The 25,910-nt window shown below is 73.3% G+C and carries 23 protein-coding genes; 13 read left to right on the plus strand and 10 right to left on the minus strand.

Annotated features, from left to right (window positions below; all coding sequences use genetic code 11):
- Positions 1-366: 366 nt before the first annotated feature.
- On the minus strand, positions 367-810 hold the full coding sequence (locus ACFXGA_RS12135; protein WP_378086977.1) for a hypothetical protein: 444 nt from the start codon (positions 808-810) through the stop codon (positions 367-369).
- 261 nt (positions 811-1,071) lie between these two features.
- On the opposite strand from ACFXGA_RS12135, the gene ACFXGA_RS12140 reads away from it, so the two are divergent.
- From ACFXGA_RS12140 to ACFXGA_RS12160, 5 genes are read left to right on the plus strand one after another with little or no spacing between them, the layout of a single operon-like run.
- Complete coding sequence (locus ACFXGA_RS12140) at positions 1,072-4,767, plus strand: nitrate reductase subunit alpha (RefSeq protein ID WP_378086979.1); 3,696 nt, start codon at positions 1,072-1,074, stop codon at positions 4,765-4,767.
- Positions 4,767-6,311 carry a nitrate reductase subunit beta gene (gene narH, locus ACFXGA_RS12145; protein ID WP_378086981.1) on the plus strand — a complete coding sequence of 515 codons (1,545 nt, stop codon included), beginning with the start codon at positions 4,767-4,769 and terminating at the stop codon, positions 6,309-6,311. The genes ACFXGA_RS12140 and narH overlap by 1 nt, the downstream gene beginning before the upstream one ends.
- A complete protein-coding gene (gene narJ / locus ACFXGA_RS12150; protein ID WP_378086983.1) occupies positions 6,308-6,901 on the plus strand; it encodes a nitrate reductase molybdenum cofactor assembly chaperone in 594 nt (197 codons plus the stop codon). Before narH ends, narJ begins: the two co-directional genes overlap by 4 nt.
- On the plus strand, positions 6,898-7,620 hold the full coding sequence (gene narI, locus ACFXGA_RS12155; protein WP_378086985.1) for a respiratory nitrate reductase subunit gamma: 723 nt from the start codon (positions 6,898-6,900) through the stop codon (positions 7,618-7,620). Before narJ ends, narI begins: the two co-directional genes overlap by 4 nt.
- Complete coding sequence (locus tag ACFXGA_RS12160) at positions 7,617-8,147, plus strand: HPP family protein (protein ID WP_378086987.1); 531 nt, start codon at positions 7,617-7,619, stop codon at positions 8,145-8,147. Before narI ends, ACFXGA_RS12160 begins: the two co-directional genes overlap by 4 nt.
- A gap of 34 nt (positions 8,148-8,181) precedes the next feature.
- On the opposite strand, the gene argS is transcribed toward ACFXGA_RS12160, so the two are convergent.
- From argS to ACFXGA_RS12175, 3 genes are all read right to left on the minus strand, one after another.
- On the minus strand, positions 8,182-9,900 hold the full coding sequence (argS, locus tag ACFXGA_RS12165; protein WP_378087039.1) for an arginine--tRNA ligase: 1,719 nt from the start codon (positions 9,898-9,900) through the stop codon (positions 8,182-8,184).
- A gap of 174 nt (positions 9,901-10,074) precedes the next feature.
- On the minus strand, positions 10,075-10,941 hold the full coding sequence (locus tag ACFXGA_RS12170; protein ID WP_378086989.1) for an LLM class F420-dependent oxidoreductase: 867 nt from the start codon (positions 10,939-10,941) through the stop codon (positions 10,075-10,077).
- Between the two features lie 132 nt (positions 10,942-11,073).
- The gene (locus tag ACFXGA_RS12175) at positions 11,074-12,111 is read right to left on the minus strand and encodes a medium chain dehydrogenase/reductase family protein (protein ID WP_378086991.1); all 1,038 of its coding nucleotides are present in this window, start codon (positions 12,109-12,111) and stop codon (positions 11,074-11,076) included.
- Between the two features lie 222 nt (positions 12,112-12,333).
- Here ACFXGA_RS12175 and ACFXGA_RS12180 point away from each other — a divergent pair, with 222 nt between their 5' ends.
- From ACFXGA_RS12180 to ACFXGA_RS12195, 4 genes are all read left to right on the plus strand, one after another.
- Positions 12,334-12,825 (plus strand): DUF4383 domain-containing protein, encoded by a 492-nt coding sequence (locus ACFXGA_RS12180; RefSeq protein WP_378086993.1) that lies wholly within the window; start codon positions 12,334-12,336, stop codon positions 12,823-12,825.
- A gap of 73 nt (positions 12,826-12,898) precedes the next feature.
- Entirely contained in the window at positions 12,899-13,147 is a 249-nt protein-coding gene (locus ACFXGA_RS12185; RefSeq protein WP_378086995.1) for a hypothetical protein, read from the plus strand.
- Between the two features lie 91 nt (positions 13,148-13,238).
- Positions 13,239-13,865: a ClpP family protease gene (locus ACFXGA_RS12190; protein WP_378086997.1), complete on the plus strand. Its 627-nt coding sequence runs from the start codon at positions 13,239-13,241 to the stop codon at positions 13,863-13,865.
- Complete coding sequence (locus ACFXGA_RS12195) at positions 13,862-14,452, plus strand: ClpP family protease (protein WP_378086999.1); 591 nt, start codon at positions 13,862-13,864, stop codon at positions 14,450-14,452. The genes ACFXGA_RS12190 and ACFXGA_RS12195 overlap by 4 nt, the downstream gene beginning before the upstream one ends.
- An 11-nt stretch (positions 14,453-14,463) precedes the next feature.
- Here the strand turns inward: ACFXGA_RS12195 and ACFXGA_RS12200 are convergent, their stop codons facing one another.
- From ACFXGA_RS12200 to ACFXGA_RS12210, 3 genes are all read right to left on the minus strand, one after another.
- On the minus strand, positions 14,464-14,811 hold the full coding sequence (locus ACFXGA_RS12200; RefSeq protein WP_378087001.1) for a helix-turn-helix domain-containing protein: 348 nt from the start codon (positions 14,809-14,811) through the stop codon (positions 14,464-14,466).
- A 158-nt stretch (positions 14,812-14,969) separates the two neighbouring features.
- The gene (locus ACFXGA_RS12205; protein WP_378087003.1) at positions 14,970-15,881 is read right to left on the minus strand and encodes an NAD-dependent epimerase/dehydratase family protein; all 912 of its coding nucleotides are present in this window, start codon (positions 15,879-15,881) and stop codon (positions 14,970-14,972) included.
- A gap of 7 nt (positions 15,882-15,888) precedes the next feature.
- Entirely contained in the window at positions 15,889-17,067 is a 1,179-nt protein-coding gene (locus ACFXGA_RS12210) for a metallophosphoesterase (protein ID WP_378087005.1), read from the minus strand.
- A 105-nt stretch (positions 17,068-17,172) separates the two neighbouring features.
- Between ACFXGA_RS12210 and ACFXGA_RS12215 the strand changes: the two genes are divergently transcribed.
- Both ACFXGA_RS12215 and ACFXGA_RS12220 read left to right on the plus strand, forming a co-directional pair.
- Complete coding sequence (locus tag ACFXGA_RS12215) at positions 17,173-17,367, plus strand: hypothetical protein (RefSeq protein ID WP_378087007.1); 195 nt, start codon at positions 17,173-17,175, stop codon at positions 17,365-17,367.
- A 118-nt stretch (positions 17,368-17,485) separates the two neighbouring features.
- On the plus strand, positions 17,486-19,615 hold the full coding sequence (locus ACFXGA_RS12220; RefSeq protein WP_378087008.1) for a putative bifunctional diguanylate cyclase/phosphodiesterase: 2,130 nt from the start codon (positions 17,486-17,488) through the stop codon (positions 19,613-19,615).
- Positions 19,616-19,780: 165 nt separating this feature from the next.
- On the opposite strand, the gene ACFXGA_RS12225 is transcribed toward ACFXGA_RS12220, so the two are convergent.
- The 3 genes from ACFXGA_RS12225 to ACFXGA_RS12235 all read right to left on the minus strand — a co-directional run bounded on the left by ACFXGA_RS12225 (position 19,781) and on the right by ACFXGA_RS12235 (position 22,925).
- Positions 19,781-20,638: a helix-turn-helix domain-containing protein gene (locus tag ACFXGA_RS12225; RefSeq protein ID WP_378087010.1), complete on the minus strand. Its 858-nt coding sequence runs from the start codon at positions 20,636-20,638 to the stop codon at positions 19,781-19,783.
- Positions 20,639-20,801: 163 nt separating this feature from the next.
- Positions 20,802-21,992, minus strand: coding sequence for a helix-turn-helix domain-containing protein (locus tag ACFXGA_RS12230; protein ID WP_378087012.1), 1,191 nt, complete (start codon positions 21,990-21,992; stop codon positions 20,802-20,804).
- Positions 21,993-22,268: 276 nt separating this feature from the next.
- Positions 22,269-22,925 (minus strand): transcriptional regulator, encoded by a 657-nt coding sequence (locus tag ACFXGA_RS12235; protein ID WP_378087014.1) that lies wholly within the window; start codon positions 22,923-22,925, stop codon positions 22,269-22,271.
- A gap of 259 nt (positions 22,926-23,184) precedes the next feature.
- Between ACFXGA_RS12235 and ACFXGA_RS12240 the strand changes: the two genes are divergently transcribed.
- The gene (locus ACFXGA_RS12240) at positions 23,185-25,245 is read left to right on the plus strand and encodes a diguanylate cyclase (RefSeq protein ID WP_378087016.1); all 2,061 of its coding nucleotides are present in this window, start codon (positions 23,185-23,187) and stop codon (positions 25,243-25,245) included.
- 4 nt (positions 25,246-25,249) lie between these two features.
- Positions 25,250-25,708 (plus strand): pyridoxamine 5'-phosphate oxidase family protein, encoded by a 459-nt coding sequence (locus ACFXGA_RS12245; protein WP_378087018.1) that lies wholly within the window; start codon positions 25,250-25,252, stop codon positions 25,706-25,708.
- The last annotated feature ends 202 nt before the right edge of the window (positions 25,709-25,910 follow it).

Consider the following 25,910-nt stretch of genomic DNA (forward strand, 5'->3'; position numbering starts at 1 on the left):
CACACCCCCCGTCGCGCGCCGGGCGGGCCCGCCCCCCGCCCCCAGGGGGCTGCCGCCCGCCCCAGGCGCCGCCCCCCCCTCGTCGGCACGAGCGAAGCGGCACACCCGGCCGGCCACGGGGCGACCCCCGACGCGGGGGCACACCAATCCGGGCGCGGTGTCCGCATTGTCGCCGGCGGCGCGTCGCTGAACGGCACGACAACGCGTTCCCGTGGTCGCCGCGAATAATCCTCGCGCGATCCCCCGGAAGTACATCCGCAGTGGAATAGTACCCCTCAAATGGGGTGCTAACCGGACGGCGGCATCGCCGCCCCCTGGGTTCACCGAAGTGGGTGGCGACGCCGGGGGAACGGCAACTTCGTTGCTTTAACGTGCGACTTGTTCCACGTAGGGAACCGCGCCGCCGGCGAGTCCCCCGGCGGCTGCCGCTTTCACGAGCGACGCGCGGTGGCGGGCCGGGTCGGGGTCGTCCAGTTCCAGTCCGGCCCCGACGAACAGCAGCACCGCATGGCGCGAGCGGGCCGCCCAGTCCCACACGCCGGGGCGTTCCACGGCGGCGTGGTCGAGCAGCGGGGCGCGGTGCGGCCAGCGCAGGGTGAGCCCGTCGCCGCCCGCCTCGACCGTCCAACCTCGGGTAACGGGCAGCACGACGTCGTCGATGTCGTTGACGAGGCTCAGTCCCCTGGCGGCCAGGGCGGCGGGCAGGGGGACCGGGAGGCTGGCCCGGCAGTCCAGCAGCAGCACGGCGATGCGATTGTCGCCGTGGCCGCGCACGGCGGCGCGGACGTGGAGGCGTGCTTCGGCGCTCATGGTCGACCTTTCTGTCGGATTCGCGCCGCGTCTTCCAGCGTAGTGACCCCGGAGGTCTCGTTTCCTCCCCGGTTCGAGTGAATTCATGGTAAACGCGCAAAGGCTTCGTCCAGTTCCGGCAAATGCGCGTAAATGAGACGGTAAAGCGACCGTTACGTGTGTGACGCGCATCACATTAAGTTGTAATGGGTTCGACACGCGCAGTTACATGAATTTATTCGCGCCGATCCGAACGGCACCTCCCGAGAAAGGAACGACCGTATGCGCGCGGTATTCCACCGCGCCGGGGACGAGAGCCCCGCGCGTGGTCCCGCCGGCGGCGTGCTGCTGGCCACCAGCCGGTTCCTGACGCGGGCCCCCGTCTCCGACGACCTCCGGGCCGCCTTCCACCGCGGCGGCCGCGAGGGGGACGCGTTCTACCGGGACCGGTGGAGCCACGACAAGGTCGTGCCGTCCACGCACGGCGTCAACTGCACCGGGTCGTGCCGGTGGCAGGTCTTCGTCAAGGACGGCATCATCACCTGGGAGACCCAGGACACCGACTACCCGTCCACCGGTCCCGACCGCCCCGAGTACGAGCCGCGCGGCTGCCCGCGCGGGGCCTCCTTCTCCTGGTACACCTACTCGCCGCTGCGGGTGCGCTACCCGTACGCGCGCGGCGTGCTCGTGGAGATGTACCGCGAGGCCCGCAGGCGGCACGACGACCCGGTGGCCGCCTGGGCGTCCGTCGTGGACGACCCGGTCAAGCGCCGCGCCTACCAGCGCGCCCGCGGCAAGGGCGGCCTGGTCCGCGTCTCGTGGGACGAGGCGGTGGAGATGGTCGCGGCCGCGCACGTGCACACGATCAAGGCCCACGGCCCCGACCGGATCGCGGGGTTCTCGCCCATCCCCGCCATGTCGATGGTCTCCCACGCGGTCGGTTCGCGGTTCATGGCGCTCATCGGCGCGCCGATGCTGTCGTTCTACGACTGGTACGCCGACCTGCCGCCCGCCTCGCCGCAGGTGTTCGGCGACCAGACCGACGTGCCGGAGTCCGCCGACTGGTGGGACGCGGCCTACCTGGTGCTGTGGGGCTCCAACGTGCCGGTGACCCGCACCCCGGACGCGCACTTCATGACCGAGGCCCGCTACCGCGGCCAGAAGGTCGTGGTGTGCTCCCCGGACTACTCCGACGCCACCAAGTTCGCCGACGAGTGGCTCGCCCCGCACCCCGGCACGGACGCGGCGCTGGCCGTCGCCATGGGGCACGTGGTGCTGCGCGACTGCTTCGTCGAACGGGAGGTGCCGTTCTTCGCCGACTACGTCCGGCGCTTCACCGACCTGCCGTTCCTGGTCACCGTGGAGGAGCGCGACGGCGGCCTGGTGCCGGGCAAGTTCCTCACCGCCGCCGACCTGGGCGACACCTCGCCGGGCGCGCGGTGGAAGACCGTGGTGCTGGACGCCGACCGCGACGAGCCGGTCGTGCCCAACGGGTCGCTGGGCTTCCGGTGGGCCGACGAACCCGGCCGGTGGAACCTCGACCTGCACGGCGTCACGCCCGCGCTGACCGTGCGAGGCGGACCGGACGGCGCGGTCGAGGTGCTGCTGCCCCGCTTCGACGCGCCCGACGGGCAGGCCGGCGCGATCACCCGGGGCGTCCCCGTGCGGCGGGTCGCGGGCCGCCTCGTCACCACCGTGTTCGACCTGCTGCTCGCGCAGTACGGCGTGGGCCGCCCCGGCCTGCCCGGCGACTGGCCCACCGGGTACGACGACGCCGACGCCCCCGGCACCCCCGCGTGGGCGGAGCGGCTGACCGGCGTGCCCGCGGCCCGGACCACGCGCATCGCCCGCGAGTTCGCCGACACCGCGGTGCGCTCGAAGGGCCGCTGCATGATCGTCATGGGGGCGGGCACGAACCACTGGTTCCACTCCGACCTCGTCTACCGGTCGTTCCTCACCCTGCTGCTGCTCACCGGCTGCCAGGGTCGCAACGGCGGCGGCTGGGCGCACTACGTCGGCCAGGAGAAGGTGCGCCCGCTCACCGGCTGGGCCACCCTCGCGGGCGCGCTGGACTGGCACCGGCCGCCGCGCCAGATGATCGGCACCGGCTACTGGTACACCCACACCGACCAGTGGCGCTACGACCGGCTCACCGCCGACGGCCTGACCTGGCCGGGCGCGAAGGGCTCCCTCGCGGGCCGCACGGTCGCCGACTGTCTCTCGACCTCCGCCCGGCTGGGCTGGATGCCGTCCTACCCGACCTTCGACCGCAACCCGCTCGACCTCTGCGACGAGGCCGAGGCCGCCGGCCAGGACCCGGTCGCGCACGTGGTGGCACGCGTGCGCGCCGGCGAGGTCGGGTTCGCCTGCGAGGACCCCGACGCGCCGGCCAACTGGCCGCGCGTGCTGACCGTGTGGCGGGCGAACCTGCTCGGCTCGTCGGCCAAGGGCAACGAGTACTTCCTCAAGCACCTGCTCGGCGCGGACGGCAACCCCCGCGCCGAGCAGACCCCGCCCGACCAGCGGCCGCGCTCGGTGCGGTGGCGCGACGAGGCCCCCGAGGGCAAGCTCGACCTGCTGCTGGCGCTGGACTTCCGGATGACCAGCACCACCCTGTTCGCGGACGTGACGCTGCCCGCGGCCACCTGGTACGAGAAGCACGACCTGTCCAGCACGGACATGCACCCGTTCGTGCACTCGTTCAACGCCGCCGTGGACCCGCCCTGGCAGGCGCGCACGGACTTCGACGCGTTCCACGCCATCGCCCGCCGGTTCAGCGAACTCGCCGCCACGCACCTGGGCACCCGCCGCGACCTGGTCGCCACCGCGATGCAGCACGACACGCCGGGCGAGACCGCGCAGCCCGGGGGAGTGGTGCACGACTGGCGCGACGGCGACGGCGACCCCGTGCCCGGCCGCACGTTCCCCGTGCTCACCGTGGTGGAACGCGACTACACCGCGGTCGCGGCCAAGCTCGCCGCCCTGGGGCCGCTGGTGGACAAGCTCGGCGTCACCACCAAGGGGTGGACGGCCGAGGTCGGCCCGGAGGTGGCGTGGCTCGCCGAGTCCAACGGCGTCGTGGCCGGCGGACCGGCGGCGGGCAGGCCCGCGTTGGACACCGACCGCAAGGCCGCCGACGCCGTGCTCGCCCTGTCCGGCACCACCAACGGCCGCGTCGCCGACGAGGGCTTCTCGGCCCTGGAGGATCGCGTCGGCGTGCCGCTGCGCCCCCTGGTGGAGCACCACCGGGCGCACCGCGTCACCTTCGCCGACACCCGCTCCCGCCCCGCGTCGGTGGTCACCAGCCCCGAGTGGTCCGGCGACGAGTCCGGCGGCCGCCGCTACGCGCCGTTCACCATCAACGTCGAACGGCTCAAGCCCTGGCACACGCTCACCGGCCGCCAGCACTTCTTCCTCGACCACGACTGGGTCGCCGAGCTGGGCGAGCAACTGCCGGTGTACCGGCCGCCGCTGGACATGCACCGCCTGTTCGGCGAACCACGCATCGGCCCCCACGGCCCCGAGGTCACCGTCCGGTACCTCACCCCGCACTCGAAGTGGTCCATCCACTCCGAGTACCAGGACAACCCGATCATGCAGACGCTCTCCCGCGGCGGCCCGGCGTTCTGGGTCAGCCCCGCCGACGCCGAGGCCATCGGCGTGCGGGACAACGACTGGGTCGAGGCCGTCAACCGCAACGGCGTCGTCGTCGGTCGGGCGATCGTGTCGCACCGGATGCCCACCGGCACCGTGTTCCTCTACCACGCGCAGGAGCGCACGGTGAACGTGCCCAAGAGCGAGACGACCGGCAAGCGCGGCGGCATCCACAACTCCCTGACCCGGCTCCAGATCAAGCCGACCCACCTGGTCGGCGGGTACGGGCAGCTCTCCTTCGCGCTCAACTACTACGGGCCGACCGGCAACCAGCGCGACGAGGTCACCGTGCTGCGCCGGCGCGCCCAGGAGGTGACGTACTGATGCGCGTCATGGCGCAGCTGGCCATGGTCATGAACCTGGACAAGTGCATCGGGTGCCACACCTGCTCGGTCACCTGCAAGCAGACGTGGACCAACCGCGAGGGCGTGGAGTACGCCTGGTTCAACAACGTCGAGACCAAGCCCGGCCAGGGCTACCCGCGCCGCCACGAGGACCAGGGCCGCTGGCGCGGCGGGTGGAAGCTGCGGCGCGGCAAGCTGGTGCCCGCCGCGGGCGGCCGGGTGCGCCGGCTGCTGTCGCTGTTCGCCAACCCCGACCTGCCGCACCTGGACGACTACTACCAGCCCTGGACCTACGACTACCGCACCCTCACCGACGCGCCGCTGGGCGACGACACCCCGGTCGCCCGGCCGGTGTCCGCGATCACCGGCGCGCCGGCCGCCGTCACCTGGGGCCCCAACTGGGACGACAGCCTGGGCGGCGCGCCCGAGCTGGCCCCCGCCGACCCGGTGGTGCAGCGGCTGGGCCGCGAGATCCGCTTCGACTACGAGCAGTCGTTCATGTTCTACCTGCCGCGGATCTGCGAGCACTGCCTCAACCCCACCTGCGTGGCGTCCTGCCCGTCCGGCGCGATGTACAAGCGCTCCGAGGACGGCATCGTGCTCGTGGACCAGGACCGGTGCCGGGGCTGGCGGATGTGCGTGTCCGGCTGCCCGTACAAGAAGGTGTACTTCAACCACAAGACCGGCAAGGCCGAGAAGTGCACGTTCTGCTACCCGCGGCTGGAGGTCGGCCTGCCGACCGTGTGCGCGGAGACCTGCGTCGGCCGGCTGCGCTACATCGGCGTGCTGCTCTACGACGCCGACCGGGTCGGCGCCGCCGCGAGCACCCCCGACGAGAAACGGCTCTACCAGGCGCAGCTCGACGTGTTCCTCGACCCGCACGACCCCGCCGTCGTGCGCGCCGCCGAGCAGTCGGGCATCGCCCACGAGTGGATCGCCGCGGCGCAGCGCTCCCCGGTGCACGAGCTGATCTGCCGCTACCGCGTCGCGTTGCCGCTGCACCCGGAGTACCGGACCATGCCGATGGTCTGGTACGTGCCGCCGCTGTCGCCGGTGGTCGACGCGCTCGCCGGCACCGGCTTCGACGGCGAGTCCGCGGACAACCTGTTCGGCGCGATCGACACCCTGCGCATCCCGCTCGACTACCTCGCCGAGCTGTTCACCGCGGGCGACCCCGAACCGGTGCGGATGGCGTTGCGCAGGCTCGCCGCCATGCGGGCGCACATGCGCTCGGTCAACCTCGGCGAGCCGACCGACCCGGCCGGGCCGCGCCGCGTCGGCATGGACGGCGACTCCGTCGAGTCGATGTACCGGCTGCTGGCCGTGGCCAAGTACGAGGACCGGTACGTGATCCCGACCGCCGCGGTCGGCCAGGCGCACGACCTGGAGGGCATCGCCACCACGTGCAGCCTGGACACCGACGGCGGCCCGGGCATGAGCGACCGGCGGACCGACCTGTTCGTCTGGCGCGACGGCGAACGCCCCGCCGGCCTGTTCCCGACCCTGGACCGGGAGCGGCCGTGAACGACGCGACCAGGGTGCGGCACCAGGTGGCGTCGTACTGCCTGCACTACCCGGACGACGTGCTGCGCGAGCGGATGCCGCTGCTGCGGGCGTGCCTGGCCGAGACGCCCGACCCCGGCCTGGCCGTGCTGCTCGACCACCTCGACCGCACCCCGCCCGTCGAGGCCGCCCGCCACTACGTCGAGGTGTTCGACACCAACGCCGACCGCAGCCTGCACCTGACCTGGTACACCGACGGCGACACCCGCCGGCGCGGCGGCTCGCTGGCCGCGCTCAAGCAGGAGTACCGCCGCCACGGCTACCTGCCCGCCGACGGCGAGCTGCCCGACTACCTGCCCGTGCTGCTGGAGTTCGCCGCCCTCACCGGCGAGCTGCGGCCGCTGGCCGGGTACCGGCCGGCGCTGGAACTGCTGCACCGCAACCTGCGCGACCTCGGCACGCCCTACGCCGCCGCCGTGGCGGCCGTGCTGGCCACCGTGCCGGTCCGCGAGGACGCCCGTCCCGTCGCCGCCGATCCGCCGGTCGAACGGGTCGGGCTCGAACCCGTCCTGCTCGGCTACCCGACCCGACCACCGGAGTCGACCCGATGACCCTCGACCTGCTGCTGTGGGCGGTGCTGCCCTACGTCACGATCACCGTGTTCGCGGGCGGCCTCGCGTGGCGCTACCGGCACGACCGGTTCGGCTGGACCACCCGCAGCTCCCAGCTCCACGAGTCCCGGCTGCTGCGGATCGCGAGCCCGCTGTTCCACTTCGGACTCCTGTTCGTGCTCGCGGGCCACGTCGGCGGCCTGCTCGTGCCCGCGTCGGTGACCCGGTGGCTCGGCGTGCACGACGAGCAGTACCACCTGGTGTCGCTCGTCGCGGGCGGCCTGGCCGGCGCGGCCGCCGTGCTCGGGCTCGGCGCCCTGCTGTACCGCCGGTGGCGCACACCGGCCGTGCGCGCGGCGACCGGCCGCGACGACCGGATCACCTTCCCGGTGCTGGCGGCGGTGCTGCTGCTGGGCATGGCCGCCACCGTGGTCACCAACGGCATGGGCGGCGGCTACGACTACCGCGAGACCGTCTCGCCGTGGGTGCGCGGCGTCCTGCTGCTGCACCCCGACCCCGGCCTGATGCACGACGTGCCGCTGCCGTACCGACTGCACGCGCTCGCCGCGATGGCGTTGTTCGCGCTGTGGCCGTTCAGCCGGCTCGTGCACGCGCTCAGCGTGCCGCTGCACTACCTGGTCCGCCCCTACATCGTCTACCGCAGCCGCGACGACCGCCTGGCCTCCCGCCCCGCGCCGCGCGGCTGGGGCGACCGGTGAACCGGGTCCTGCGGCCCGCCGCCGGAGCCCTGGTGTCCACCCTGGTGATGGCGGCCCTGGCCGTGCTCACCGGCCAACCCCTGCTGTTCCCGTCGCTCGGGCCCACCGCGTACCTGCTGTTCGCCACCCCGACCGCCCCGGCGGCCAGCCCGCGCAACACCGTGGTCGGCCACCTGATCGGCGTGCTGTCGGGCGCGGCGGGGCTGGCCGCGTTCGACCTGTGGCACGCGCCGCCGATCCTCGACCACCTGACCTGGCCGCGCGCCGGAGCCGCCGCGCTCGCCCTGACCTGCACGTGCGGCGGCATGGCCTGGACCCGCCTGCCGCACCCGCCGGCCGGGGCGACCACCCTGATCGTCGCCCTGGGCATGCTGCGCACACCGCTGCACCTGGCGGAGATCCTGCTCGGCGTCGTGCTCCTGCTCGCGGTGGCGGCCCTGGTCAACCGGCTGACCGGCGTGCCCTACCCGCTGTGGCGGCCACGCCCGCCGACCCCGGTCGGCCTCGACGCACCGGTCTCCCGCTGACCCCGGCGCCCGCCTCGCGCGGGCGCCGGTCGCCCTACATCCGCTCCGGCGCCGCGATCCCCAGCAGGCCCAGGCCGTGGCCGAGGGTGCGCGCGGTCAGCCGGCACAGCGCCACCCGGTTGCCGCGCACGGGCTCGTCGGCCTTGAGCACCGGGCACGACTCGTAGAACGCGGTGAACGCCCGCGCCAGGTCGTACAGGTAGCCGCAGAGCCGGTGCGGCTCCAGGGTGGCCGCGACCTCCGCGACGACCGCGCCGTACCCGTCCAGCGCCAGCGCCAACTCCCGTTCGGCCGGCTCCGGCGGCACGGTGCGGTCGACCGCCGCCCCGCCGTCGCCCGCGTTGCGCAGGATCGAGCTGATCCGGGCGTGCGCGTACTGCAGGTACACGCCGGTGTTGCCGGTGAACGACACCATCCGGTCGACGTCGAAGGAGTAGTCCTTCACCCGCGACGTCGACAGGTCGGCGTACTTGACCGCGGCGATGCCCGCCGACTCGGCGATCCGGTCCAGCTCGGCCGGGTCGAGGTCGGGGTTCTTCTCGGCCACGACCGCCCGCGCCCGCGCCACCGCGTCGTCGAGCAGGTCCATCAGCCGCACCGTGCCGCCCGACCGCGTCTTGAACGGCGTCCCGTCCGGACCCAGGATCGTGCCGTAGGCGGCGTGCTCGGCCGTCACGCCGTCGGTCAGCCACCCGGCCCGCCGCGCCGCCTCGAAGACCAGCCGGAAGTGCAGCGCCTGGCGCGAGTCCGTGACGTAGATCAGCCGGTTCGCCTTCAGCTCCCGCAGCCGGTAGCGGATCGTGGCCAGGTCCGTGGTGTCGTAGCCGTAGCCGCCGTCCCTCTTGCGCACCATCAGGGTGACCGGCCGGCCCTCCGGACCGGTCACCTCCGCCGAGTAGAAGACGAGCGCCCCGTCGCTCTCCACCGCGAGCCCGGCCTCGACCAGCTCCTCGACCGTGTCGGCCAGCATCGGGTTGTAGAAGGACTCGCCCACCGAGTCCTCCGGCGTGAGCAGCACGCCCAACCGGTCGTAGATCGCGCCGAACGCCCGCTCCGACTCCGCCACGATGTCCCGCCACACCGCGACCGTGGCCGGGTCGCCCGCCTGGAGCGCCACGACGCGCGCCCGGGACCGGTCGGCGAAGTCCGGGTCGGCGTCGAACTCGGCGCGCGCCGCCCGGTACAGGCCGTCCAACGCCGACACCGCCGAGTCGCCCGCGCCCAGCTCGTCGTGGTGCCACGCCGCGTCCGGGTGCTCGTCCAGGTACTGGATCAGCATCCCGAACTGCGTGCCGAAGTCGCCCAGGTGGTTCTGCCGCAGCACGTCCCCGCCAAGGAACCCGGCCACCCGGGCGAGGCTGTCGCCGATGATCGTCGTGCGCAGGTGCCCGACGTGCATCTCCTTGGCGATGTTGGGCGCGGAGTAGTCCACCACCACCCGCCGCCCCAGCTCGGGCACGCCCACCCCGAGCCGCTCGTCCGCCAGCCGGGCGGCGACCTGGCCCCAGACCGCGTCACCGGTCACCGTGACGTTGAGGAACCCCGGCCCCGACGGCTCCACCGCCGCGAGCACCCCGTCACCCTCGACGTCGAGGGCCGCCACCACCCGGGCGGCCAGGTCGCCCGGCCGGGCGCCGACGCGCTTGGCCAGCGCCAGCGGCGCGTTGCACTGGAAGTCGGCGCGCTCGGATCGTCGCACCACCGGGTCCGCGCCCGCCAGGTCCTCGCGGACCCGGCCGATCGCCTCCGACATCGTCGCGGCGATCCTCTCCAGCAGCGACGGCACCTCCCGGTGGTGGGCACTCACCTGAACACATCCTCCTTCGTCGGAGGGCGATTGTCCCAGGCGCCGGCGGCCCCGGTCGTGCCGGGGCGACCGTCAAGATCGTCCCGGTGGCCCCACCCGTCGGCGCACCGGCGGACCCGGTCAGCCCAGCTCGGCCAGTCGCCGCGCGGTCGGGCCGAGCGCGCCCAGCCACCCGGCCAGGTCGCCGTCCGGCGCGCCGAGGATGACCGTGTCGATGCCCAGGTCCGCGTAGGGGGACAGGGCTTCGACGAGCGCGTCGCCGCCGTCGGGGATGTCGCCCAGGTGCACGACGGTCTTGCGGATGTCGGCGAAGTCGCGGCCCTCGTCCTCGCAGTGGCGGCGCAGCACGTCCAGCTTGTGCGGCACCTCGTCCGGGCCCCGCAGGAGCAGGTTGCAGGCATCGGCGTAGCGGGCGACCAGCCGCAGCGTCTTCCGCTCGCCGTTGCCGCCGATCATGATCTCCGGGTGCGGCGTGCTCACCGGCGCGGGCACGCACAGGGTCTCGCCCAGGCGGTAGTGCCTGCCCTCGAACGGCCCGTCGTCCCGCGGGTCCCACATCTGCCGGCAGATCCGCAGCGCCTCCTCCAACCGCTCGAAGCGCTCGCCCAACGGCGGGAACGGCACGCCCAGCCCGACGTGCTCCCGCTCGTACCAGGCCGCGCCGATGCCCAGGGTCGCCCGGCCGCCCGACAGCACGTCGAGCGTGGTCACGACCTTGGCCAGCAGGCCGGGGTGGCGGTAGGTGACACCCGTGACGAGCGCGCCGAGCCGGACGGTCGAGGTGTGCGCGGCGAGGAACCCCAGCGTGGCGTAGCACTCCAGCATGGCGTCCTCGGCGCCGCCGTTGTGCTCCATCTGGAAGTAGTGGTCCATCACCGAGATCCAGCCGAGCCCGGACTCCTCGGCCGCCGCGCAGGCGTCGGCCAGGTCGGGCCCGAGCCGGGCCGGGGCCTGGTTGAACCGGGTGATGTGCACACCGAGTCGCACGTGGCGCTCCGTTCTGCCGCTCCGCCGTTGCCGGTCGGGACGCTAGCGGCTGGAGTGCGCTCCAGGTCAACGGAGCGGCGGGCCGGCGGAACGGCGGGTCGGCGGGAACCGGAGGTCGGGGGGAGCGGCGGGTCAGGGGAGGAGCACGACCTTGCCCGTGACCGTGCCCGACTCGGCCAGCCGCACCGCGTCCGCGACCCGTTCCAGCGGCACGCGCGCGGCCACCTGCGGGCGGAGGGAACCGTCGGCCAGCAGCGCGAGGACCGCGCCGAGGTCGTGGGCGAGGCGGGCGCGGAACCGCGCGGCGTTGCGCCGGCCGGCCCAGATGTTGAAGAACGTCGCGCCGCGCCCGTTGGGCAGGGCGTTCCACCACGCCAGGCGGACGAACAGCTTCAGCACCGGCCACCGCGCCGAGCCCCGGTGGTCGCGGGTGGACGCGGTGCCGTAGGCGACGAGCGTGCCGCGTGGGGCGAGCACCCGGTAGGAGTCGACGATGCCCGGCCCGCCGACGTGGTCGAACACCGCGTCCACCCCGCCCGGCGCGAGGGCGCGGACCGTCGCGGGCAGGTCGGCGTCGCGGTAGTCGACCGGGATCGCGCCGAGCGCGCGCACCGCGTCATGGTGGCGGGGCGACGCGGTGCCGATGACCCGGACGCCGGCCAGCCGGGCGAGCTGCACCAGGGTCGAGCCGACACCGCCGTTCGCGCCGTGCACCAGCACGGTCCCGCCCGCGGCGACCTTCGCCACGTCGTGCAGCATCCGCCACGCGGTCAGCCCGTTAACCACGACCGCCTCCGCCTCCGCCGGGTCCACGCCGGCCGGCACCGGCACGAGGTCCGCCGCGTCCACCAGCGCGTGGCTCGTCCACCCGCCGACCTTGGTCAGCGCGGCGAACCGCCCGCCGACCAGCGCCGCGTCCACCCCGGGACCCACCTCGGCGACCGTGCCGACGAGGTCGTAGCCGGGCACGAACGGGAACGGCGGCTGGTCGTAGTACTTCGCGCGGCGCATCTGCTGCTCCGCGAACGACACCCCGGTCGCCTCGACCCGGACCAGGGCCTTCCCCGGTCCCGGCACGGGCCGCGGCCGGCGGCGCAGCTCGAAGCCGTCCGGCTCGACCTCGCCCGGTAGCACGACGTCGAGGACCTGGTCGGTGGACTGCTGGCTCATCACGCCTCCTCGTTCTATGAGTGGTTGGTCACTCACATTTGAGTGAAGCGCGTGAAACGGCGAGAAGTCAAGGCCGATCGGCGAAAGAGTGGTTGGTCACTCACATCCGGGAGGCGGGCGTGCGCGCGGCTCGGTCGCGCGACCGCCCCCCGGACTTGTGATCTTGGTTTCACCGGGCCCGCTCCGGGTACGCCAGCGGCACCAGCCGATCGGAGGACTGCCATGACGACCTCGACCGAACGCGTCGGCGCCCGCCGTCGCCCCGTCCAGGGCCTCTCGCTGTTCGTGGGCGTGGTGTTCCTGCTGGTGGGCATCCTGGGTTTCGTGCCGGGCGTGACGGGCGACCTCGGCGGGATCGGCTTCGCCGGCCCGCACTCCGAGGCGATGCTGTTCGGCGTCTTCCAGGTCTCCGTGCTGCACAACATCGTGCACCTGCTGTTCGGCGTGGCGGGGATCGCGGCCGCCGCGACCAGGGGAGCCGCCCGGGCGTTCCTGGTCGTCGGCGGGTTCGCCTACCTGCTGCTGTGGATCTACGGGTCGGTCGTGCACTCGATGGACCACGACGGCGGCGCGGCGAACTTCGTCCCGGTCAACCCGGCCGACAACCTGCTGCACCTGGGGCTCGGCGCCGGCATGGTCGTCCTGGCCGTGGTCGCCACCGTCGCGGAACGCGCGCAGGGCCGCTACCCGGGCCGCGAACAACGCGGTGCGTGACCGCCCGGCTGTCACCCGCCCGGACCGGGTCGCGTAAGTTCACCCGGCGAGGCGCTTGACTGGGAGGGCGTAGATGGCGAGTTCCGGAGGACGGCGGCAGTTCGGGCGGGTGGACCCGTTCTGCCTGTTCATGGTCCTGCCGCTGACGCTGATCGGGGGGATCCTGATCTGGGGTGGCCTGGCGTGGGTCGGCGTCGTCGTCATCATCGGCGCGGGGATCGTCGTGGTCGTCGACTCGTGGACCAACCGCCCGTTGCCGTTCGACGTGCCGGACGACGACTACGACTACGAGCCGCCCGCCTCCGGCCGGCGCGCGTACTGAAGGTCCCGCGAGGGACCGGTCCGCTGTGGGCTGATCCGCCCACAGCAGCACGGGCGGCCGACGGTGTCGGCCGGTCGGCATCGTCGGGGGCATGACGAACAACGAGAGGCAGCCGCTGTTCGACCACCGGCTGCGAGAGCGGTTCCTCGGTCAACGGGTGCTGGTGCTCGACGGTGGCCTCGACGACGACAACGGCACGGTGCTCGCCACCCAGATGCTGTCCCTCGCCGCCGAGGACCCCGGCAAGGACATCGCGCTGTGGATCCACTCGCCGGGCGGCTCGGTGCCCGCGATGCTGGCGATCCGGGACGTGATGCGGCTCGTGCCGTGCGACGTGAGCACGCTGGCGCTGGGGCTGGCGTGCAGCGCGGGCCAGTTCCTGCTGTCGGCGGGCACGCCGGGCAAGCGCTTCGCCCTGCCGCACGCCCGGGTCCTGATGCACCAGGGCTCGGCGGGCATCGCCGGGTCGGCGGTCGAGGTGCAGGTGCAGGCGGACGACCTGCGGCACACCCGGGACACCGTGCTGCGGCTCATCGCGGAGGACACCGGGCAGCCGCTCGAGCGGATCTTCGCCGACTCCCTGCACGACCGCTGGTTCACCGCCCGACAGGCGCTCGACTACGGCTTCATCGACCACATCGTCGGCGAGCTGGGCCAGGTGCTGCCGTTGCGCACGCGCGAACTGGGCCTCGGCCCGAGGACGGGGGCGCGCGCGTGAGCACCTACACCATCCCCAACGTCATCACCCGCAGCACGAACGGCGAGCGGGTCATGGACGTCTACTCGCACCTGCTGTCGGAGCGGATCGTCTACCTCGGCACCGCGATCGACTCCGGCGTGGCGAACGCGCTCATCGCCCAGCTGCTGCACCTGGAGGCGGACAACCCGGACCGGGAGATCAGCCTCTACATCAACAGCGAGGGCGGCGACCCGTCCGCGATGCTCGCGCTGTACGACACCATGCGCTACATCAAGGCGCCGGTGACGACGACGTGCGTCGGCCAGGCGGTCGCGGCCGGCGCGGTGCTGCTGGCCGCGGGGGAGGCCGGGCGCCGCTTCGTGCTGCCCCACACCAGGGTGGTGCTGCACCAGCCGGCGGCCCAGGGCCGCGGCGCCATCCCGGACCTGATCCTCCAGGCCGACGAGGTGGTGCGGGTGCGCAGCCAGCTGGAGGAGATCCTCTCCGCGCACACCGGCCGCGACATCGCGCAGCTGCGGCACGACACCGACCGGGACCGCGTGTTCGACGCGGCGGGCGCGGTCGCGTACGGCCTGGCGGACCACGTCCTCGACCACCGGGCCTGAGGAGGGGGACCTCAGGCGGCCAGGAGCACGGGTCCCGCGGGGCGGCGGCCGACCGCGGGACCCGTGCCGCGGCCGCGGCGGACGTGGCCGGCGATGCCGACGAGCAGGTCGGCCAGGTCGACGCCGAGCGCGCCGGTGACGGCGGCGATCATCTCGCTGGAGGGCTCCTTGCGCCCGCGTTCGATCTCGGAGAGGTACTGGGGCGAGATCCCGGCCCGCTCCGCGACGTCCACGAGGCGGCTCCCGCGCTCCTCCCTGGCCGCCCGCAGGCTCCGGCCCAGCGCCTCGCGCCACAGCGGGTCCGGCTCGCGCTCCGGCGCGGGGGCGTGCTTGTGGTGGAAGGGGAGGATGTCGGCCATACCGGTCATCCTGACGCCTGCCCGTCGCTGCGGGTCGGTGTTTCCGCTGCGGGCGAAAGACGGCGTTCCGCCGGTGGTTCCCGCCGCGGCGTGGGCGTTCCGGCGAGTCGCGGGGGACGCCGGCGCCCCCGGCCGCGGCCCACGACGCGGCCGCTCCGCTAGTCCCGGGGGAACGTCTCGGCGATCGCGTCGTCCAGCGACCCCGGCCCCGACGGCGGCACGAACAGCTCCCGCAGCAGCAGGACGTCGGCGTGCGCCGGGTCGATCCCGGCCTGCCTGCCCCGTGCCGCGTGCGCCAGGCCGGTGAGCCGCAACGCCGCCCGCGCCACCGCGCCCGGCACCCCGCGCACCGCGCGCGGGTGACCCGCGGCGGACGCGATCCGGCCGATCATGTCCCGCCACGTCAGGTTCTCGGTGGCCACCGCGAGGTCTTCCCCGGACGCCCGCTCCAGCACGTCGACCACGTGCCCGGCCACCTGCGCGGCCGACGTGGCGGCGCTGCCGCCGGGCGGCGCGAGCAGGGGCGACCGGGACCTGACCCACCGGTCCAGCGGTCCGGCCCAGTTCGGCAGCCGGTCGCCCGCCCGGCCGAACACGAACGGCAGCTCCAGCACCGCCACCGGCAGGTCCGGCCCGGCGGCCTCCCGGCCCGCCCGCGCCTGCTCGACCCGGCTGCGGATGTAGGGGTGGCGTTCGGCGAGCCGCCACTCGGGGTGCAGGCGGTGGAAGTGGGTGTAGTACGACCCCAGCACCGCGGCCCGGGTCAGCCCTTCCTCGCGCGCGGCGGTGAGCAGCCGCACGACCGGCGCGACGTTGCCGCGGTGGAACACCGGGTACGCCGGCTTGCCCGGCACCTCCCGGTCGTCCGCGCCCGCCGCGAACACCACGCCGTCGTGGCCCGCGAGCACCGCCCGGAAGTCCGCCTCCGCAGCCGTCGTCGCGTCGAGGACGTGGTCGACGCCGTCCCGCGCGGTCCGGGCGACGGAGGTCGCACCGTGCCCTCCCGCCCGCAGCCGTGCGACGACGTGCCGCCCGATCAACCCGCTCGCACCCACCACCAGAACGTCCACGGGCCGATCATGCCCGGTCGGCCGCCCGCAGCGTGAGCAGGGAGATCTCACTCGGCGCGAAGACCCGCAGCGGCGGACCCCAGAACCCGGCCCCGCGGCTGGTGTAGAGCCGGGTGCGCTCGCCGTGCCGGCTCAACCCCGCCAGCACCGGCTGCTGCAACCGCACCAGCAGGTGGAACGGCCAGATCTGGCCGCCGTGCGTGTGCCCGGACAGCTGGAGGTCGACCCCGGCCGCCACCGCCTTGCCGATCTCGCTCGGCTGGTGCGCCAGCAGCACCACCGGGTCGTCGGGGCGCGTGCCGGCCAACGCCGCGTCGAGGTCCGCGCCGTGCCCGGCCTCGCCCGAGTGCGCGCCGGTGACGTCGTCCACGCCCGCGAACACCAGCCGCGCGCCACCGCGCTCCAGCACCCGGTGCTGGTTGTGCAGGCTCGTCCAGCCCAGCTCGGCCATGTGGTCCAGCCACGCCTGCGCGTTGGAGATGTACTCATGGTTGCCCGACACGTAGAACCGGTGCCGCGCCCGTACGTCGCCCAGCGCGGCGGCCTGGCCGCGGCGTTGCGCCACCGTGCCGTCCGCGATGTCGCCGACGTGCACGACGACGTCCGGGTCGAGCGCGTTGACCGCCGCGACCGTGCCCTCGGACCACTTCGTGCGGTCGATCGCGCCGTAGTGGGTGTCCGCGAGCACCGCGACGGTGAGGCCGTCGAACGCCGGGTCCAGGCGGGGGAGCACCACGTCGGTCCGCTTCACCCGCGGCACCCGGCGGGCCTCCCGGGTGCCGTGCGCGACCAGCCCGACGCCGACCACGAGCAGCGCCACCGCGAGCAGCCGGGCGCGGAACGGGTTCTCCACGCCCGCGACCGCCAGCACCAGCCGCAGCACGTGGCCGATCAGGGTCCAGGCGAAGAACACCCAGGCGACGCCCAGCACGAGGTGCGCGACGCGGGACGCCCGGTCGGAGCGGCGGCGACCGTGGGCGCGGACCAGCAGCAACGGGAACGCCACCGACGTGGCGACGAAGAACGCCGTGCCGACGAGCTGCACCGGCCACGGCCACCGCGCGCCCGGCGTGAGCAGGCCCGTCCACGGCACCCAGAAGAGCAGCGCGGTCACGGTCAGCAACACCGTCGTGAAGATCACACGTCGCCGCGCGGACGGACGTGGCGGCGCGGTCGTGGTCGACATCGGATCTCCTCGGCGGCTTTACGAACCAGCGGGCTCTTATCGACGGTACCCGCGGCGCGGCCGGGCTCCAAGTTTGCCGCCGCGGCGAGCGGAAACCCCGGTCGCATGGCTGACGAGCACGAACGCGAGATCCACTCGCCCGAGGACTTCCCGGTCGAGACGCCCGAGGAGGACGAGCGCCTGGCGCGGACGCAGCGCACGATCGACGAGGCCAAGGCCGAGGCGGCCGACCTCGCCGAGGCCACCCCGGACCCGCTGCCCGACAGCGACCCGCCGGAGGGGTCCACCCCCGGGTCCTGACCGCCGCCGCGCGGTCCATAGTGGACTCACCCGAATGGCGGTTGAGAAGCCGAACGGCGGTATGGATAGTTCGATCTCCTGTTCAGCCGAACGCCGTTCGACTTGGGGGTAACGGGGCGTGGCACGTCCGACCCGCACCGTGGTGGACGACCCGCTCTCGTCACCGGGCCAGCCCGCGCTGCGCTGGATCACGTGGTTGACGGAGGGCTACTCCTGGATCACGTGCGTCGCCTTCGGGCTCCAGCTGTACTTCGTCGGCGTCGGACCCGGCCGCCTGGTGCTCGCCGCCCTGGTGCCCCTGATCGTGGCGTCGTGGTGGCTGCGGCCGAAGCGGGACAGCTGGCTCGTCGCGCTGGCGGAGTGCGCGATCGCCCACGGCGCGGTGTTCGTGCTGCCCAACCCGCAGCCCGTCATCGGCTTCCTGTTCGCGGTGACGGTGCGGCGGGCGCTGCGCGGGGACAGCGAGGCGTTCCCGCTGCGCGCGGTGCCGGCGCTGCTGGGGTACCTCACCGGCTTCGCGGTGTGGATCACGGTCACGCCGGTGGCCGTGACGGGTCCGCTCATCACGTCCGTCGTGATGCCGTTGGTGGGCCTGGCGGTCGCCGCGATGGCGTTGCACGAGACGACCCGCTCGGCGCGGTTGGTGGAGGACGCCCACCGCACCGTCGAGGCCGTGGTGCGGGCCAGCCCGGTGGGCCTGGTGCTGGTCGACGCCGAGGGCGCGCCCCGGCTGCACAACGACCGGGCGCGCGAGCTGCTGGCGTGGCCCGCGGCGGAGCCGGGACGCGTGCCGTGCCCGCACGGGCCGGACATCACCGACTGCGCGCGCGGCTGCCGCTCGGCCGACGAGGCGGTGGAGGTGCCCGTGACGCGCGCGGACGGGTCGACCGGGGTGCTGGCGGTGCACGCCGTGCCGGTCGAGCACGTCTCCGAGCGGCACACCCTGGTCACCGCGCTGGACGTGAGCAAGCGCCGTGAGCTGGAGGACGCGCTGCGCACCCGGGCCGAGCGGGACGAGCTGACCGGGCTCGCCGGGCGCGCCCACTTCCTGCACCTGGTGGACGAGGCGTTGCGGGCCGGCGAGGCGGTCGGTCTCCTGGTGATCGACCTCGACGGGTTCAAGGAGGTCAACGACGCCGAGGGCCACGAGGCGGGCGACTGGTACCTGGTGTCGGCGGCGGAGCGGATCAGCCGGGCCGTGGGACCGGTCGCCACCGGCGCGCGGCTGGGCGGCGACGAGTTCGCCGTGCTCGCCCCCGGCCACGACGTGCGCGAGTCGGCGCGGCTGGCCACCCGCATCCTGTCGGAGCTGGCCCGGCCGCTGGCCGGGCTGGGCCACGAGACCGTGATCCGGGCCAGCGTCGGCATCGCCGTGTCGTCCCCCGGGGTCGGCACGGCGGAGCTGCTGCGCGACGCGGACACCGCGATGTACGTGGCCAAGCGGGAGGGCGGCGGCCGGATCCGGCTGTTCCGGCCGGAGATGGGCGAGCGGGTGCTGGCCCGGCAGCGCGACAAGGCCGACCTGCGCACGGCCGTGACCGACGGGCAGCTGGTCCTGCACTACCAACCCATCGTGGACCTGGCGACGTCCACGACGGCGGGCGCGGAGGCGCTGGTGCGGTGGCAGCGGCCGGGGCACGGGCTGCTCGGGCCCGGCGAGTTCATCGAGCTGGCCGAGGAGACCGGGCTGATCGTGCCGCTGGGCAACAAGGTGCTGGCCGGCGCGTGCGAGCAGGCGATGCGGTGGCACCAGCAGGGCCGGGCGATCGGCGTGACGGTGAACGTGTCCACCCGGCAGCTGTCCGCGCCCGCGTTCCTGCCGTCGCTGGACCGGGTGCTGAAGACGACCGGCCTGCCGCCGCAGCGGCTGACCATCGAGGTGACGGAGTCGGTGTGGGCCGACGGCGCGGCGATGCGCGGGCTGATGGACGTGCGGGAGACCGGGGTGCGGGTCGCGCTGGACGACTTCGGCACGGGCTACTCGTCCCTGAGCTACCTCCAGCGCTACCCGTTCGACGTGGTCAAGATCGACCGCTCGTTCACCGCCGCCCTCTCCGACACCGGCCGCACCGCGGGCGTCGTGCGGTGCATCATCGACCTGGCCGACGTCCTGGGCGCGCACACCGTCGCCGAGGGCATCGAGACCCAGGCCCAGGCCGACTGGCTGCGCAACGCCGGCTGCGCCTACGCCCAGGGCTACCTCTTCGGCCGCCCCGCCCTGCCCGAGCACTGGCCCCCGACCTCGTGAGTCCAACGTTCACAACGCGAGAGTCCAACGCCCAGCGCGCGAGAGTCCAACGTTCGCAACGCGAGAGTCCGACGTTCACGCACCCTGAGTTGAACACTCGCGGACGCCTGTCGTGCCTACCGCTCGGGTACCGCGTTGGCGGATCCACGACGGCCGGTGCCCCGGTCAGGCGGCCTGGCGCTCGTGGACGGTCGCCCAGCGGGCCAACACCGCGCGCGACTCCTCGACGCCGAGCGCGAGCCTGTCGAGCCGGCGCAGCTTCTCCCGGTACGCCTCCACGATCGGGCGGTCGTCGTGGAACACGGTCGCGGCGTCGGTCTCCACGTACACCACCGGCGTGACCGGGTCCTCGAACGTCAACAGGGTCGCGGGCAGGCGCAGCGCCGGGTGCAGGGCACGCGTTCGGGGGACGACGCGGACGCGGGTGTCGTGCCAACCGGACACCAGGATCAGGTGCAACATCTGCTCGTGCATGACCTGCGGCGTGCCGACGGGCAGTTGCAGCGCGACCTCGTGCACGTAGAACGTGGACTCCGGTCGCCGCATTTGCCGTTGGCGGCGCATCCGGGCCTGAGCGGTCTCCGCGCTGCCGGTCAGAGCCAGGGCGTAGTCCTCGGTCTGCAACAGAGCCGGGACGACCACCGGCTCGTACGCGGTGACGGTGCGGGCGATCGACTCGTGCACCGACAACGCCACCAACTCGTCCGGCGCTCCGTCGTGCCGACGCAGGAAACTGCCGGTGTCCGACTCGGCCGCGACCGCGACGATCCGCTCACGGGTCGCCCTGTCCGTCCCGTACCGCCCCAACAACGTGGCGATGTCCACCACGCTCGTCCCACGACTGCCCGTCTCCAGCTTGGACAGCTTGCCCAACGACCACTCCATCGCCTCCGCCGTCTGGCCCGACGACATCCCCGTCCGCCGACGGGCAAGGCGCAACTCCGCCCCCAACTCCCGGCTGTGCGCACTGCTCGACCGGACGGGCGGCCGCTTCTCCTCGACGTTCACGATCTCCTCAATCACAGTGGTACGGCGCGATCGACAGGAGACACCAGCCTTCCCATGGGCAGGGAATCGGCAGGTGCAACACGACAGATTCTCCCGTCGTCAGACGGGTAGATCTTCGTGAAAGGGCAGCTCTAGGTAGTACCACAAGGCGTGGTACTACCCGATCGAACGAACACCACTACGTAGCGGTGACGCCGAGCCGCCGTGCGAGGCTCCTCAAGGTCGAGTCGTGATCGCGCCGTACCAACTCGGCGGCCACCTGCCGCGGCAGCGTCTGGTACTTGATCCACGCCGGAGCCATCTGCTCGACGGTGAGCAAGGCGTCGCGCGCCCGCTGAACCTGCCCCGTGTGCGCCAGTGCGAACGCCACGTCCGTCAGGTGCCGTGCTCGTGCCGCCAGCGGCAACGCGGCGTCCCGCGACATTTCCTCCGCCAACTCGACGGCCTGCCCGTATTCCTCGGTCACCACTGCCACGTCGACCCGCTGCATGGTCACCTGCGCAGGCCCGAAAGGGCTCTCGTAATCGGTCCGGTCCACGCCGTTTCGGTCGGCCATCACCGCTGCCTCGTCCAGCAGTTCGCGCGCCCGAATGCCGTTGCCGTCCCGACCCGCCGAGGTCGCCCCCGAGAGCAGTAGCGATCCGTACACCGACAGATGCCCGGGTGACACGCCCTGTCCGGGCTCGATCGCTTCCGCCGCCTTCACCGCCACCCGCTCAGCTTCGCCATAGCGCCCCTGCACCAACAGCTGCCAAGCCACAGAACCACGCAGCACCGCGTCCAGCAACGCGTCGGCCCCACCCCTCGCCGCGTCCAGGGCGTGTCGGATCGCCAACCATGCTGCCTCTTGCTGCCCAAGGTGAACCAACGAGCACGCCGCCAGCCAGTAGCCGCGGGCCAGTGATTCCGACGCACCGGCCTGGTCCTGCCTCGGTGCCGCGTGGGCGGTCGCCCGGAGCTGCAGCAGTGCGGACGGCAGAAGCGCGGTCAACATGTCGTAGCGGCCCGACCAGTACAGGCCCCACCCGTACTCCACCAGTCGGCGCGCCTCCCGGGTCTCGAGCGCATCGCCGTCGAGCACGGGTTCGCCGAGCAGGTCATCGACCGGGGTCAACGCCCGCCGGATGGCCATGACGCCGGTCTCCGGCGTGCCGGGGATGTTCGTGGTCTTGCCCAGCAACGTCCCCGGGTCGGTGTCGAGGGCGCGGGCAAGCCTGTGCAGGGTCGAGATCGACGCGGTGAGCCGTTGTTCCTGTTCGAGCGCCCGAACCAGGGAGAGGGACACACCGGACCGCTCCGCCAACTCCCGCTGGGTCATCGTGTCGCCGCGCAACCGCCTGATGCGGGCACCGATGGACGACTGGTCCACGAGGGCACCACCCATCTTCACTATGGATCCTTGCCGTCATCCAGCGATCCATCGTCGTCGATGAAGCTTTGACCAGCGTACTCCGAGCCCCCGGTGCCGATTCGATCATGGGCGTGCCGGAAGCGGCCCCGCCGACGGCACGGGACCCGGGCTCCACCGCCGGCTGCCGGGTGTCGAACGCTCGGGGTCCCGCGTTGAACGGATCGGGGTGCCTGAACGTAGAACCCGGTGGTCCTGGAGGTTCGACGCGCGGGACGCGGAGGTTCGACACGCGGGTCAGGGGGTGGTGGGCAGGGTGTTCCAGAACATCAGCTCGTAGGCGTGCAGCAGGTGGGCGGAGGGCAGGGCGGCGGTCGGGGTCCAGCCCGTGGCGAGGACTTCGTCCAGCGCGCGCAGGCCCAGGGCGTCCAACTCGGGCGCGGGTTCGGCGAAGAAGTCGAAGAACGCGCACCCGGCGTCGTCGAAACCGTAGTGCTCGCGCAGCGCGGTGGCGATCGTCGCGCAATAGCCGCCCCATTCCGCGAAGTTCGCCAGAATCACGAGGAGCGCGTCGTGCGGATTGCCGTCCAACGCCAGCCTGGCCACGTACGACGGATATGCCTGGCACCCCGGCAACGGCCGGTAGGCGGCCACGTCCTGCGGGGTCAGGCCGCACGCCGCGGCGAAATCGGACAGTTTGGCCAACGCCAGGCCCTCGCCGCCGGCGACCGCCGCGAAGAACTCCCGCTGCGCCGGCCCGGTCGACTGCGCGGCGAAGGTGAGGAACGCTCGCCAGTCGCTCCGCACGATCCGGTCCTCCTCGGCCGCCAGCGCCCGCAACGCGCCCATCGGAGCCCCTCCGGACGCGATCAGCGGCACCAGCCGGTTCGTCCCGCCCCCGGCCTGCACCTCCGCCCGCACGCGCGCCAGCAGGGCCTTCGCGTCCTCCGCCATCGTTCCCCCGTTCCACCGGCCCGGTCCGCCCGCCACGGGCGAATAGCCACTGTAGAGAACTTGCCGACTCCGCACACTTGCGGTTGGGTGATGAAGACTCGGCAACGGGGGATTGACGTGGCCCCTGTTTGCGGGTCTCATGACCCCGCCTTGTCGCACGTCAGCATCGCCTCAGTAGGGAGAGCCCGGTTTGCGTGTCGCCGGAGTCACCTCGGTCGAAAACCGCGGAATCCCGATCGGAAAACAACATCAGCCGTGGATGGGTTACCTGGCTATCGGCCTGGTGCTGGTCGTCGCCTACTACACCGTGCCGATCTTCGTGGGCACGATCCCGCTGCGGGTGGTCATTTACTGCGCGGTGAGCACGTCCGCCGCCCTCGCCCTGTGGTGGGGCGTGCGGCGCAACCGGCCCGACCCGGCCCGGCCGTGGATCGTGCTCGCGGTGTCGCAGCTCGTCGCCGCCCTGGCCGACACCACGTTCTACGCCTCCCACTACGTGCTGCGCGAGACGTCCTACCCGTCCGTCGCCGACATCTTCTACCTCGGCCACTACCCGCTCGTGGTCGTCGGCCTGCTCATGCTGATCCGGCAGCGCCGCGCCGAGCGCGACCTGCCCAGCCTGCTCGACGCGGCGTCGCTCACCGTGGTCGCGGGCCTGCTGTCGTGGGTGTTCGTGATCGGCCCGCAGACCCGCCTCGGCACGCCGCTGCTGGTCGAGGTGGTGTCGCTGGCCTACCCGGTGATGGACCTGGTGCTGCTGCTGGTGGCGCTGCGGCTGATGTTCGGCGACGGGCGGCGCGACCTGTCGTTCCACCTGCTCGTCTTCTGGCTGGCCGCGACCCTCACCGCGGACACGCTCTACGTGCTGCAACGCCTCGACGTGACCTACCAGGCGGGCAACTTCCTGGACGCGATCTGGCTGGTCGGCAACGTGGCGCTGGGCGCGTCCGCGCTGCACCCGTCGATGGCCCGGCTGGCGCAGGCGGTCGAGCCGCCCGCGCTGCGGCTGAGCTGGCCCCGGCTCGCGCTGCTCGCCGCGGGCGCGTTGATCGGACCGCTGGTGCTGCTCGTGCAGCACGCCCAGGGCGAGCGCCGGGACGTGCCGGTGATCGCGGCGGGCTGCGCGGTGCTGTTCGCGCTGACCGCGCTGCGCCTCGCGGGCCTGGTGGTGGACCAGCGCCGGATCGCCATCACCGACGGCCTCACCCGGCTGCGCAGCCGCCGCTACTTCGAGGCGTGCCTGGCCGACGAGGTGGCGCGGGCCAAGCGCGCCGGCAGCCCGCTCGGCGTGGTGCTGCTGGACGTGGACCGGTTCAAACCGATCAACGACCGGTACGGGCACCCGGCGGGCGACCGGGTGCTGGTCGAGGTCGCCAACCGGCTGCGCGCGGTCGCGGGGGAGGGCCGGGTCCTCGCCCGGTACGGCGGCGAGGAGTTCGCGCTGATCGCGACCGGGGCGGACGCGGAGAACCTGACCCGCCTCGCGGAACGGCTGCGGCACGGCGTGTCCCACCACCCGATCGCCGTGAGCGGCCGCCGTTCGGTGACGGTTACGCTCTCCGCCGGCACCGCCGCGCTCACGCCCGACCACGGCAGCGCGACCGCGTTGGTGTCCGCCGCCGACCGCGCGCTGTACCTGGCCAAGGACCTGGGCCGGGACCGGGCGGTCGCCGGTGGCACATCGCTCACCGAACACCGGGAGGACGTCGCGGTGGACTACCTGAACCAGGTCGCGGACCTGGTGGACCTGCGCGTGGCGAGCCCCGGTCGCAGCCTGGCGATCGCCGAGTGGGCGCGGACCGTCGCCGAGCACCTCAAGCGCGGCCCGGCCGAGGTCCGCAACGCCCACCGCGCCGGCCGGCTGCTCGACGTGGGCATGATCGTGCTGCCCGACGACCTGCTCACCGAGTCCGGCCCGCTCACCGACCAGCAGTGGCACCTGCTGCACGAGCACCCCGACAGCGGGGCCCGGATGGTGAGCGTGCTGCCCGACCACGGCGAGGTCGCCGAGGTGATCCGCCAGCACCACGAGCGGTGGGACGGCGCGGGCTACCCGAACGGCCTGACCCGCGACTCCATCCGGATCGAGGCGCGGATCCTGTCCGTGTGCGACGCGTGGGCCGCGATGCGCGCCGACCGGCCGCACCGGCGGGCGCTCACGCACGAGCAGGCCGTGCGCGAGCTGCGGGCGGGCCGCGGCGCGCGGTTCGACCCGGCGCTCGTGGACGTGTTCCTGGAGCTGCTGGAGGCCGGTGTCGTCGGCGACCTGACCGCCGGACCCGCCGCCGCGGTGTCGCGTGAGGACAGCCGCCTATCCTGAGGCCATGTCGCGCCGCGCCCTGATCACGATGACGACCGACGAGGTGCGCGCGTTCCTGGAGGAGCGGCGCGTCGTCACGGTGGCCACGATCGGGCCGAACGGCAGGCCGCACCTCGTGCCGCTGTGGTACGTGGTGGAGGACGGCGAACCGGTCGGCTGGACGTACCGGGCGTCGCAGAAGGTGGCGAACCTGCGTCGCAGGCCCGAGGCGACGTTGCAGTTCGAGGCGGGGGAGACCTACGACCGGCTGCGCGGCGTGGTCATGGAGTGCGACGTGCGGCTGGTCGAGGAGCCGGCCGAGGTCGCCCGCATCGGCGCGGCGGTGGCGGCCCGGTACTCCGGCCACAGCGGTCCGGAGCTGGACGCGTTCGTGGCCGCGCAGGCGGCGAAGCGGGTGGGGCTGCGGTTCGCGCCGACCTCGGTCGTGTCCTGGGACCACCGCAAGCTGAGCGGCGCCTACTGACCGCAACCGAACGCAAGCCGCAGCAAGCGGATTGCGACGCCACGTCGTCCCGCGCGGCGACGATCCCCTGAACGTGCTGGCCATGTCCGTTGTCGGCGTGGTGAAACCGCTGCATGCAAGCTGGCGCCAACTCAGTCGTGTTTTTGCGTGAACTCGTAGACATCTTGCGGCGACTCGTCCGGGCTGCTTATGGTGTGCGCCA

The organism is Actinosynnema sp. NPDC059335 (assembly GCF_042752395.1).
GTDB lineage: Bacteria > Actinomycetota > Actinomycetes > Mycobacteriales > Pseudonocardiaceae > Actinosynnema.

Bases quoted from the DNA above. Each gene is read 5' to 3' on its own strand.
- ACFXGA_RS12135 (WP_378086977.1), bottom strand. From the start codon at position 810: ATGAGCGCCGAAGCACGCCTCCACGTCCGCGCCGCCGTGCGCGGCCAC.
- ACFXGA_RS12140 (WP_378086979.1), top strand. From the start codon at position 1,072: ATGCGCGCGGTATTCCACCGCGCCGGGGACGAGAGCCCCGCGCGTGGT.
- narH (WP_378086981.1), top strand. From the start codon at position 4,767: ATGCGCGTCATGGCGCAGCTGGCCATGGTCATGAACCTGGACAAGTGC.
- narI (WP_378086985.1), top strand. From the start codon at position 6,898: ATGACCCTCGACCTGCTGCTGTGGGCGGTGCTGCCCTACGTCACGATC.
- argS (WP_378087039.1), bottom strand. From the start codon at position 9,900: ATGTCGGAGGCGATCGGCCGGGTCCGCGAGGACCTGGCGGGCGCGGAC.
- ACFXGA_RS12175 (WP_378086991.1), bottom strand. From the start codon at position 12,111: ATGAGCCAGCAGTCCACCGACCAGGTCCTCGACGTCGTGCTACCGGGC.
- ACFXGA_RS12180 (WP_378086993.1), top strand. From the start codon at position 12,334: ATGACGACCTCGACCGAACGCGTCGGCGCCCGCCGTCGCCCCGTCCAG.
- ACFXGA_RS12185 (WP_378086995.1), top strand. From the start codon at position 12,899: ATGGCGAGTTCCGGAGGACGGCGGCAGTTCGGGCGGGTGGACCCGTTC.
- ACFXGA_RS12190 (WP_378086997.1), top strand. From the start codon at position 13,239: ATGACGAACAACGAGAGGCAGCCGCTGTTCGACCACCGGCTGCGAGAG.
- ACFXGA_RS12200 (WP_378087001.1), bottom strand. From the start codon at position 14,811: ATGGCCGACATCCTCCCCTTCCACCACAAGCACGCCCCCGCGCCGGAG.
- ACFXGA_RS12210 (WP_378087005.1), bottom strand. From the start codon at position 17,067: ATGTCGACCACGACCGCGCCGCCACGTCCGTCCGCGCGGCGACGTGTG.
- ACFXGA_RS12215 (WP_378087007.1), top strand. From the start codon at position 17,173: ATGGCTGACGAGCACGAACGCGAGATCCACTCGCCCGAGGACTTCCCG.
- ACFXGA_RS12235 (WP_378087014.1), bottom strand. From the start codon at position 22,925: ATGGCGGAGGACGCGAAGGCCCTGCTGGCGCGCGTGCGGGCGGAGGTG.
- ACFXGA_RS12240 (WP_378087016.1), top strand. From the start codon at position 23,185: ATGGGTTACCTGGCTATCGGCCTGGTGCTGGTCGTCGCCTACTACACC.
- ACFXGA_RS12245 (WP_378087018.1), top strand. From the start codon at position 25,250: ATGTCGCGCCGCGCCCTGATCACGATGACGACCGACGAGGTGCGCGCG.